Raw genomic sequence first — 11902 nt, 5'->3', positions numbered from 1 at the left:
TTCATCGAGATCGCCTTCATCTCCATCCTCTCACGCCGTCTGAAGCGGCTCATTACCCAAGCCGCTCCCGCGTGACATCCACGAACAGCTTCTTAAGGGAGCGTTCGTCTCCAGCAACGACGGACCGTTCACCAGCGACTTCGCCCGCATTACCCCGCCGCAGCTGCGCAACCTGCCCTACCTCAAGGCCATCGCCGACAGCCTCAACGTCAAGGTGTGAGGTGGCGGCGTTACTTGCGCCACCAAATGGTTTGAACTCTCAGGACTTGCGTTATCTTGAGAAGAGCGTTGCTCTGCTGGTTGCAACCGGAGCGGTATGAGCGTAGGCTGTGAGGTGCAAAACGCACGAGGACGTCCGTCATGATGAACATCGGATCCACCATCGCCGCGGCAGTGCAGACGCCCACGGTGGCAAAACCCATCATCAGCGCCAAACCGCAGGCCACCGCCGCCACCGGCGAGGCCAGCGGCAATCAGCTCTTCAAGAATGCCCCCGAAATGGTCGAGTTCGCCGAGAACTTCCTCGACAAGCTCACCAGTTCGCTGGGCCTTGCTGAAGGCCTGCGGCGCAGCCTTACGCCGGAGCAGTTCGAGCGCGATAAAAGAATTCATGGCGAGGAGACGGCAAAACTACGGCGAGCCGCAGACGAAGAGCTAATGCACAAGGCCGAGCAAATGGCCCAAACCGACGCCGCCGCCCTGCGCGGAGCATTCTCGGTGTCCGGCGACTTGATCAAGACGGACGAGGCGGGCAACCGCACGCTGGGCAGGTTCGCGCTGTCTGGACAGGGCAACGGCTTCGCGGTGCGGATCGACAGCGAGAAGGGGGCGTTCGTCTCCAGCGGCGACGGGCCGTTCACTAGCGACTTCGCTCGTATCACCCCGCCGCAACTGCGCAACCTGCCCTACCTCAAGGCCATCGCCGACAGCCTCAACGTCAAGGTTTGAGGCCGGTCGTACCGCACCCGCGCGCACAGCCTCCATTGGCCGCTCCGGTCGCGCTTCCGGCGCGGAGCGTGCGTCTCTGCACGTAAAGATAGATAACAACCTAAGAATCATCATCTCAGGGCTGTGACTAAGCGCCGCACGGCACGGCGCGTAAAAATATATACACGTTTGCGTTGTTTTTCGTTACCATCGCGTAGATATAATCGTGCTCAGCGTACCAACTTATATATCTTAAACGCTCATTCTGTTGAAACATTCTCGAAACACGCACTGCATGGCATGACGTCACGACCGGACGAAAATCTCTCGGCAAGGTTCATCAGCCGAGGTCCGCCGTCGTGGCCACCCACCACCAGCGGCTTTCACCGGTAATCCCCTTCCGCACCTCCGTCCCCTGGTCGCTTGCACGCCGGCAACCGCCGGATGCCCTGACGCCCACCCATCCTTTCCACAGCAAGCAGGAATTCCCATGACCTCCTTCGCTTCCACGGCCGTCACGACCACCGACAACACAGCCGCCTCCGGTGCGGCGCGCGAGATCCTGCTCGCCGACGCCACGCTGCCGGATCTCGACCTGCTGCTGCGACAACGGCGGAATGGCGTGGAAATACGGCTGGTCGCCGATGCCGACGACGGGATCGCGGCGCTGGAAGCGGCGTTCGCCGAGCGGCCGTCCGCCGTGCACGTGCTGGCGCACGGTGAGCCGGGACGGATCCGGCTGGGACGCGGGGCGATCGACGGCGAGCGGATCGCCAGTGCCGATCTGGCGGGCAGCGGGGCCGACCTGCTGCTCTACGGCTGCGCCACCGGAGCCGGAGCCGAAGGCCAAGCGTTCGTGGAGGCGCTGGCGGCGCGCACCGGCGGTGCGGTCGCCGCGGCGAGCCGCCCGGTCGGCAACGCCGAACAGGGCGGTACCTGGAAACTGGACGTGACGGTTGGCGTGCCGATGACGGCGATCGCCGTCGCCGATGGGCGCGAGGGCTGGCGTCACCTGCTGACAGTCGGCACCTCCGGGCAGGACATCTTCAACGGAAGTGCCGGGAACGACGAATATTACGGCCGCGGCGGTGGCGATCTGATCTACGGCAATGACGGCCACGACCTGCTGGACGGCGAAAGCGACAACGACACCATCTACGGCGGCATCGGAAACGACACGCTGTACGGAAATTACGGCGACGACTGGATCTATGGCGGGGCCGACAACGACACCATCTACGGCGGCCCCGGCATCGACCGCCTGGCCGGCGAGGGGGGGGACGACGTGTTCCGGGTGTCCGGCCCGTACGAGGGCACGGACGTCTACGACGGCGGCAGCGGCTATGACATCATCGAGGCGACCGCGTCGGGCACCGTCATCGGCGTCAGCGCCGTGGGCCTGACCTCCATCGAAGCCATCAGCGGCGGCATCTACTCGGGCGTTTACATCGAGAGCTCGTCCATCGATCTCACCGGAGTGGCTCTCAACAACATTCAGGGAATCCGGGGAACCAGCGGCGGGGATCACATCGTTGGTTCCAACCAAGATGATGCCATCGAAGGCCGAGCCGGCAATGACTGGCTCCAGGGCGGTGCAGGTAACGATGCATTCATCTATACGGGACCAGCGACGGGATCGGGTGGAAGCGGCTTCGATGTCATTGATGGCGGCTCCGGCGCCTACAACCGAATCTTGGCAAGCGCAAGTAATACTCAGGTAGGTCTTTCGCAATTCAGCAACATTGCGGCGATTAACGCCAATGGATTTGGCAACGTCTCGATCCGCGGCAGCGACACCAACAACGAGTTCCACTTCACGGACGTCGAACTCGTCGGCATCTCGTACATCGACGGCGGCGGCGGCGACGATGCCATCTGGGGGTCGAACTACGGGCCGGTCGCCCTGCTGGGCGGCGACGGCAACGACGCGCTCATCGCCGCGCGGCCGAGCTTCGACACCTTCAACGAGACCATGGACGGCGGCGCCGGCAACGACACGCTGGTTGGCTGGGACGGCGACGACATCCTGGCCGGCGGCACCGGCAACGACTCGCTGCTCGGCGATTACGGCAACGACATCCTGCTCGGCGGCGACGGCGACGACACGCTGGAGGGCGGCGACGGCGGCGACACGCTGTCCGGCGGCGACGGCTTCGACACCGCCGTGTTCGGCGGCAACCAAGCCAACTACGACCTGTCGGTGCCGAGCGAGGTGCGAGAGATCGCCTCCGGCGTCGTCAAGGTGATCGACGGCATCGACCGGCTCCAGTTCGCCGACGGCGCCGTCGTGTTGAACACCGCTCCCGACGCGGCCACCGACGCCGACCCCGCCGCCAACGAGGTGACGGAAGGGGCCGCGACCGGCACCGTGGTCGGCATCGCCGCCTCGTCGTCCGACCCCGAGGGCGCCGCCATCACCTACAGCCTCACGGACGACGCCGGCGGGCGCTTCGCCATCGACGCCGCCACCGGCGTAGTCACCGTGGCCGACGGCTCGCGGATCGACTTCGACACCGCCACCAGCCACACCATCACCGTCAAGGCCAGCGACGGCTCGCTGTCCAGCACCGCGCAGATGACCATTGCCGTGCTTGACGGCAACGATGCGCCAGCCGTGCCGGCCGATGCCGATGCCGCAGCCAACAGCGTCGCCGAGGGCGCGACGGCCGGCACCATGGTCGGCATCACGGCCTCCGCCATCGATCCCAACCCTGGCGACACCGTCACCTACACGCTGCTAGACGACGGCGGTGGGCGCTTCGCCATCGATGCTGCCACCGGCGTGGTCACCGTGGCCGACGGCGGGGCAATCGATTACGAATCCACCATCAGCCACAACATCACCGTGCAGGCCACCGACGTTGATGGCCTGAGTAGCCAGCAGAGCTTCACCATCGCCGTCACCAACGTGGCCGAACCGCAGGTCTGGACCGGCACCGAGGGCAATGACTCCTTCACCGCCCCGACCGCGGACCTGTGGACGCTGGAGGGCGGCGACGGCAACGACACGCTGACCGGCAACGCCGCCGCCGACACCCTGGCCGGCGGTAATGGCGACGACGTGCTGAACGGCGGGGCGGGCGACGACATCTTCCTCTACGGCTGGGAGGACGGGGCGGACTCCGTCAACGGTGGCGCCGGCACCGACACCATCAAGGCGGGCTGGCACTGGACGCAGATCAAGCTGAAGAGCGTCACCGCCGTGGAGGAGATCACCGCCGACGGATACTCGGGCGTCAGCATCGTCGGCAACGACGCCGCCAACACACTGAACTTCTCCGGCGTGGCGCTGACCGGCATTGAGCTGATCGACGGAGCCGGCGGCAACGACACCATCGTCGGCTCGGCAGGCGCTGACAGCATCCTGGGCGGCGACGGTAACGACTCGCTGGTCGGCGGCGCAGGCGACGACACGCTGTATGGCGGCACCGGCACCGACGCCCTGGTGGGCGGCGCCGGCAACGACACCTACATCGTGGACGCCACCGGCAAGACAGTGACCGAGGCGCTGAACGAGGGCACTGACATCGTCCGCACCACGCTGGCCTCCTACACGCTGAGCAACAATGTCGAGAACCTCGTCTACGAGGACATCTGGGATTTCGCCGGAACGGGCAATACGCTGGCCAACCGACTCACCGGCAGCGGCGGCAACGACACCCTGACCGGCGGCGCCGGCGCCGATACGCTGGAGGGTGGCGCCGGCCTCGACACTGCGGCCTACACTGCCGCGGTCAGCGTCAACCTCGCCACCGGCGTGCACACCGGTGACGCGGCCGGCGACCAGTTCATCGACATCGAGATCATCGCCGGCTCGACCGGCGCCGACACGCTGACCGGCGACGCCGGCGACAATTGGTTCGTCGGCGGCGCGGGCAACGACACGCTGACCGGTGGTGGCGGCGCCGACATCCTGGACGGCGGCGCCGGCACCGACACAGCGAGCTACGCTGCCAGCGCCGACGGCGTGGTGGTCGACCTCGCCAACGGCTGGTCGGTTTCGGAAGGCGCGGGCGACGCGCTGTACGGCATTGAGAACGTCCTCGGTTCGGCCTACGACGACCTCATGTACGGCGACGCCGCCGCCAACGCGCTGACCGGCAACGCCGGCAACGACACACTGGACGGCGGGGCCGGCAACGACACGCTGATCGGCGGAGCCGGCGACGACACCTACTACGTGGACTCCGCCGCCGACGTGGTGACCGAGGTGGCTGGCGCGGGCACCGACACGGTGCGCACCACGCTGGCGTCCTACACGCTCGGCAGCACCGTGGAGAACCTGACCTACGACGGCAGCGGCAACTTCGCTGGCACCGGCAACACGGTGGCCAACCAGATCACCGGCGGCGCCGGCAACGACACGCTGACCGGCGGCGCCGGCGCCGACACGCTGGAGGGTGGCGAGGGCATCGACACCGCGGTCTTCGCCGCGGCGGTCAACGTAAACCTCGCCACCGGCGTGCACACCGGCGAGGCCGCCGGCGACCAGTTCGTCGGCATAGAGGTCTTCAGCGGCTCCGCAGCGGCCGACACCTTCACCGGCGACGACGGCGACAACCGGTTCATCGGCAACGCCGGCAACGATACGCTGACCGGCGGCGCCGGGGCCGACACGCTGGACGGCGGGGCCGGCATCGACACGGTGAGCTACGCCACCAGCGCCTCGGGCGTCTTCATCCACATGCCCACCGGGTTGATGATCTGGGGCGACGCCGAGGGCGACGTGCTGACCGGCATCGAGAACGTGATCGGCTCAGCCTATCAGGATATCCTGACCGGCGACGGCGCGGCGAACGTTCTGACCGGCGGCGGCGGCGACGACGGGCTGGACGGCGGGGCCGGCAACGATACGATGATCGGCGGCACCGGCAACGACATCTACCACGTGGACTCGACCGGCGACGTGGTGACCGAGCTGGCGGGCGAGGGCAACGACACCGTCTACGCCTACCTGAATTCCTACACCCTCGGCTCGACCGTGGAGAACCTAGTTTACCAGGGCAGCGGCAACTTCGCCGGCACCGGCAACACGGTGGCCAACCAGATCACCGGCGGCACCGGCAACGACACGCTGACCGGCGGCGCCGGGACCGACACGCTGGACGGCGGTGACGGTATCGACACCGCGGCCTTTGCCGCGGCGGTCGGCGTCAACCTTGCCACCGGTGTGCACACTGGCGAGGCGGCCGGTGACCAGTACATCGGCATAGAGGTCTTCAGCGGCTCCGCAGCGGCCGACACCTTCACCGGCGATGACGGCAACAACTGGTTCATCGGCAACGCCGGCAACGACACGCTGACCGGCGGCGTCGGGGCCGACACGCTGGACGGTGGCATCGGCATCGACACGGTGAGCTACGCCGCCAGCACCGCGGGCGTGATGGCCGACCTCCTGGGCGGCTACGGGTCCGGCGGCGATGCGGACGGCGACGCGCTGGCCGGCATCGAGAATGTGATCGGCACGGCCTTCGACGACGCACTGTGGGGCAACGCGTTGGCCAACGCGCTGACCGGCGGCGCTGGCAACGACGTGCTGAACGGCGATGCGGGCGTCGATACGCTGGTCGGCGGCGCCGGCGACGACGTGCTGGATGGCGGCGCCGGCGCGGACTCCATGGTCGGCGGGGGCGGGAACGACCTTTACCGGGTCGATGTGGCCGGCGAGACGGTGATCGAGGCCCTCAACGAGGGATTGGACACCGTCATCACCCTGACTTCCTCGTACGTCCTCGGCGCCAATGTCGAGGACCTGATCTACGACGGGGTCGGAAACTTTACCGGCACCGGCAACGTGCTGGCGAACACCATCATGGGCGGGGCTGGCAACGACACGCTGAACGGCGCCGCCGGGGCCGACACGCTTTACGGCGGCGACGGCATCGACGCCGCCAGCTTCTCGGCGGCGGTGAACGTCAACCTCATGACCGGCGTGCACACCGGCGAGGCGGCCGGCGACGTGTACGACGGCATCGAGGTCTTCATCGGCTCCGCCGCGGCGGACACCTTCACCGCCGACGACTGGGGCAAGTGGTTTCAGGGCGGCTCCGGCAATGACACGCTGACCGGTGGCTGGGGGGCGGACACGCTGGACGGCGGCGCCGGCGTCGACACCGTGATCTACCTGCACGGGGTGTCGGCCAACTTGGCGACCGGCACGAGTTCGGACGGCGACGTGCTGATCGGCATCGAGAACCTGACCGGTTCGAGCGGTGACGACGCGCTGGTCGGCAACACCGCGGCGAATCTACTGATCGGCAACGCCGGCAACGACTGGCTGGAGGGTGGTGCCGGTAACGACACGTTGAACGGCGGCGTCGGCCGTGACGAGATGCGGGGCGACGCAGGCCTCGACCGCTTCGTCTTCTCCAGCGACCTGGACACCGGGCTGGACGCCGACGCCGATGTGATCCTGGATTTCGCCAGCGGCGACATCATCGACGTCTCCGGCATCGATGCCAACGCGAATCTGGCCAACAACCAGGCGTTCACGTGGCGCGGCACCGCCGCCTTCACGGGGGTTGCCGGGCAGCTGCGCTACGAGCAGTCCGGCGGGTACACCAACGTGTACGGCGACAGGAATGGTGACAGCCTGGCGGACATGCAGATCGTGCTCGCCGGAACGTACACCCTGTCTTCTGCGAACTTCTCGCTTTGACCGGCGGATAGGGCTGCAAGCGCGACGGGGCGGGGCCGCAAGGCTCCGCCCCATTTTCATCGCCCATGCCACCGGACGGGAATCCGCCGCACTGCTGCGGCCCCTGCGCGACAGGCCCCCGCACGCCATGCGGCCGACCTTTGCGCATGAGTATGTCCACGCCGGATGCGCGGCATCGCCGGCGCTGGAATCCTACGTCGTCCCGAACGAGGAGCAGGCAACCGGCACACCCGTCGAACTGGCCATCAAACCGCGTAGCGCGGCGATCGGCCTTCCCGTGCGCGACGCCCACGCGGTCAACAAGCTGTTTCACTGAACGGCGGCAGGGGTCCGGCAGGGCTCAGCCGATCGCGTCGATCAGCCCCTGCTCGCGCGCCTTGTCGAGCAGCGCCTTGACACTCGACGGCGCCCAGGTCTTCGCCCCCGTGGCGGTGCGCACCCCCTGGCGCTCCAACTGGCGGCCAATGCGGGCCAGCGTTGGCTTCTCGGCCCCGGTGGCGTTGTGGATGGTCGCCACCAGCTCGATCAGCCGCAGCCCCTGCGCCACCGCCTTCGTCGAGCGCCGCGGCGCCGCCTTCAGCAGCCCCGGATCGGCCACCCCGTCCGCCACCAGCCGCCTGACCGCGCGGATCAACGCGTCGCGCGTCCAGGGCGAGGCGTTGCCGCCCGGGCGCAGCTTCATGGCGCCGTTCAGCACGTCCACCACCCGGTCCCACGGGTGCTCCGGCCGCAGCCGCTGCACGATCGGCAGGAACTCCTGCGCGCCGGCGACGACGCGCTCGCTCAGCCGCTCGTCGCGCGCTTGGGCGACGCGGCGACGGGCCTGTGGATCCTTCGCGATCAGGCCGGGGTTGCCGGGTTTCTTGCCCATGGCCTTGGCGACGCGCACGCCGGCCTTGGTGCGCTCGCGGATCAGCGAGCGTTCGAACTCCGCCACGGCGCCGAGGATCTGCAGGGTGAACTTGCCCTGCGGGTTGCCGGTGTCGATGGGGTCGCCCAGCGACTTGAAGGCGACACCCTTTTTCTCCAGCGTGTCGATAACGTCGAGCAGGTGGGCGAGCGAGCGCGCCAGCCGGTCGATGCGCACCACCACCAGCGTGTCGCCCTTCCTCACGCGCGCCAGCACCGCCTTGAGCTGCGGGCGCTCGCGGTCGGCGCCGGACGCGTTCTCGCGGAAGATCTCAGTGCAGCCGTATTTCTTCAGGTCGAGGATCTGCGCCTCGGTGGACTGGTCCTCGGTGGAGACGCGCGCGTAGCCGACGATCGCCATGGCCGCCCTGCCCTTCCCTGCTGGCTCGGGCGCTCAGCATCGCCCGGCGACAGGTAATTTTCAAGTCTTGCGCTTTGATACAACCGGGCGGTTATCGACCAGCGGAAAATGGCGACCTGCTGGGAGCGGCGTCCGCTGACGGCTCAAACGCCGTCTCCGGCAGCTCCCACGGGCGGCCCTGGGTGGCGGGAGTTCTCATCAACAGAGGGCGGATTCTCACCATTCAGGGCCTTTTTCGGCCGGCCCGTTCTCGGAATTAAGGGCCTTTCCGGCCGTTTCAGCCCCCGTTCTCATCAATCAGTGCCCGGCGACAGTCGCCGTTCTCATCAATCAGCGCCCGCCGACACACACTCCATGCCCCCAGCCGGTCCTGTGCGTCCATCGCGTGGGAGCATCTGCCAAAAAGTGCTTACACCAATGGTTGGTTTTATCATTATAGGCATAATCTCTGCATTTTCCGGATCATAGATACGCTGGCGCTCCCGAGTCATGGCAAGGCAGAGCTATTCGAACGTTTGTTCACGCCGGTCACGTTCCCGCGTATGGTTGCGCGCAGCAACATCCTCCTCAGCCAGCACCTCATCCATCCTTGCCGCCCAAAGGCGCACAGTCTCATCGGAGTGCTCCCGCAACTCGGCCAATCCATGGCGGCACCGGTCGAGGACATCGGCCCAAGGACCAATCCGCAGCCTCGGCGTGAGCCAGCGCTCGAACGCCTGGAGAATGGCAACCCTGCCCGGTGCCCGGTCGAGCAGATCGAGCGCAATGGCAGACACAGGAACGGCACCGGTCTCGACCTCACCGGCCTGGTCCACGAATGGTCCGAGTTCGGCGGCAAGCAGCGGATACCGCCGGTCAGGGCTGGCGTCCGCCCACTCCAGCAGCACCGCGTGCGGTATGGACCGCAGAGCCCCCGGCCGCCTTCGAACCGACATCCGAAGCAACTCGGCGGTCACCCCGTTCTCGGCTTCGAGGAACTGATCGAGGAACGTCCTTGGTTGCCGCTCGGCAAGCGCCGTCAGCGTGAGCTCAAGGTCGCCGATCACGCTCCAGGAGCGTTCCGCCGCCTCCGCAATGGTGCGGCAAATGGTGCGGGCCACGTCCGCAGAGGCCAGACAGGCCTGCACGATCTGCGACAGCCCATAATCCTTGTCAAGCCGGTGAGCCGCGAAATCATACGCCAGAAGCAGGGCGAGTCCGGCGACGACCAATGCGGGGCTCACCGGGCAGCCCCCCTCGTCACGAGCGGTGTGCAGACGGTGGGAGAAGATTTCCGTCGCCACCGCATGCCCCGCCGGCCGTTCGGCGATGCAGCGGACGAGCGACGCGAGAGCCTCGTCGGACAAACCGTCTTTCGTGCTGACAAAGCGAAGGGACTGGTAAGCCTGAACCGGCGCCCTTCCCACGGCGAACGCTCGGTGGAGCCGCGCCGCACCGGCATCGCCGATGGGTACGGCGGTCTGCAGGGAGGGGAAGTACGGCCCCAGATCGGGGTGATCGACCGCTTCGTCCAGAATCTCTCCGACCCAGGCCGCGTCACGCTTGACCGCCGCGCCGAGGAACCCACTGAGGAGATCCGGATCACGACGGTCGGCCGGTGCCGCGACGAAGGCCCCCGCCATCCGCTCCCACAGCACGACGAGGCTGGCGGCCGCCTCACCCAGGAAGCGGCCAAGGAAAAAGCGATTGCCGCCCTGCCGAAGCACAAGGTCCGGAAGCAGGCTGTCCAGCGCGTCGCCGTCGTCGGCGAGCGACCGGCCCAGAGCGCGGAACCGCTCTGTCAGCCGCCGGCTCACGCTCTCGAAGTCGTCCGGCCCCTCCATCGCCTCGGCGTCGAAGACATCGAACGACCCTGCCCCATCGGACAACACGTAGGCGCGCACCGCCTGCACGGTGGTCGCCGGCCGCAAATCCCGTTCGACCGCCCGCAGGGCGGTCAGCGAGTCCGCCGGCATGGCTTCATTGCGGAACTTGATCCCGGCGCAGACCGCCATCCAGCCCTCGGGCCAGAAGGCGGCGTCGGCGACGGCACGCACCGCCGCCTCGACATCGGCGGTCAGCAGCGGCACCGACCACAGGGACCGCAAGCGCCTGGCCAGCATCGCGCGGGCCGCCACGGCGTGGCGCGACGTAGGATCGGCAAGCGCCACCGCCTTCGCCAACGCCGTGCGGAACCAGTCCGCTTTCTCCTCGTCCGTCTTCGGTCGCCATCCATAATCCCGCGGCCGGGCGCCGAAGTCGAACCAGTGCGCGAAGCCCCGGTGATGGCGGTCGAGCATCGCCCCCAGGGCCAGAGCGCCGATCTCATTGAAGCGCCGCAGCGGCGCGTCCAGCAAGGCGTCGATCATCGACAGACGCTGCGCCTGATCGGCGTGCGTGCCGGACGGAAAGGGCGAGAACAGCGCCTCGACGCGGTCGCGTCCGGAATAGTCCCTGTTGTCCGCCGCCTCCGTCGCCAGGGCGCGGATCATCAGCCATACCGCACGGTCGAACATTGGTGCGTCGTACGCCAGCGCGTGCAGCAGGCCCACCAGTTCGCTGCGGCGGTACGCGTCGGAACCGAAGAAGGCGGCATCGCCCATGCGGTCGGCCGCGGATTCGATGGCGTCGAGGGTGAGGTCCGGGCGCACCGGGGCGACGGCCTCGAACATGCTCCACTCGTCGCGGGCCAGCCGCGCCACATCGTGCAACCGTCCGCCCGGCTCCAGCCATGCCGCGACGACGACGCGTGCCGCTTCGCTGTCGTGCAGGTAGCGGAGGCGACGGGCGAAGGATTTCAGCAGCCGGACGGGCGCGCGGTCCTCCATGACGGCGCGGACCACCGATGTCGGGATGTTCTCCAGAGCCGTCCGCGCGAGGTGAGCGGCCAAGCCTTGCGGCAGCACCGCGCGCCAGCGGTCGCGCTTCTGGACGAGTTGGCGGCGCAGCAGTTCCGCGACGTGCCGGTGCAGGTGACCTGCCCCCACGTGGGACACCAGAGACTATGTTAGCCAAACACCGCTCGGCGGCTCCTGTCCAGTCCGGCGGAGCGTAGCGGAGCCGGGCTG

At 67.7% G+C, this 11902-nt stretch carries 5 protein-coding genes; 3 read left to right on the top strand and 2 right to left on the bottom strand.

All coding sequences use genetic code 11. The features are described from left to right. Positions 1–360 precede the first annotated feature (360 nt). From ACRWK7_RS02175 to ACRWK7_RS02165, 3 genes are all read left to right on the top strand, one after another. On the top strand, positions 361–948 hold the full coding sequence (locus tag ACRWK7_RS02175; protein ID WP_431854524.1) for a hypothetical protein: 588 nt from the start codon (positions 361–363) through the stop codon (positions 946–948). A gap of 469 nt (positions 949–1417) precedes the next feature. After that, positions 1418–7585, top strand: coding sequence for a DUF4347 domain-containing protein (locus ACRWK7_RS02170; protein ID WP_431854523.1), 6168 nt, complete (start codon positions 1418–1420; stop codon positions 7583–7585). Positions 7586–7712: 127 nt separating this feature from the next. Next, a complete protein-coding gene (locus ACRWK7_RS02165; RefSeq protein WP_431854522.1) occupies positions 7713–7901 on the top strand; it encodes a hypothetical protein in 189 nt (62 codons plus the stop codon). Positions 7902–7925: 24 nt separating this feature from the next. On the opposite strand, the gene ACRWK7_RS02160 is transcribed toward ACRWK7_RS02165, so the two are convergent. Both ACRWK7_RS02160 and ACRWK7_RS02155 read right to left on the bottom strand, forming a co-directional pair. After that, complete coding sequence (locus ACRWK7_RS02160) at positions 7926–8855, bottom strand: recombinase family protein (protein ID WP_431854521.1); 930 nt, start codon at positions 8853–8855, stop codon at positions 7926–7928. A 503-nt stretch (positions 8856–9358) separates the two neighbouring features. Beyond that, positions 9359–11821 (bottom strand): hypothetical protein, encoded by a 2463-nt coding sequence (locus ACRWK7_RS02155; protein WP_431854520.1) that lies wholly within the window; start codon positions 11819–11821, stop codon positions 9359–9361. Positions 11822–11902 lie beyond the last annotated feature (81 nt).

This window comes from Azospirillum sp. (assembly GCF_050789165.1).
The sequence above is the reverse complement of the archived record's forward strand: the minus strand, read 5'-3'. Positions and strand labels throughout refer to the sequence as shown.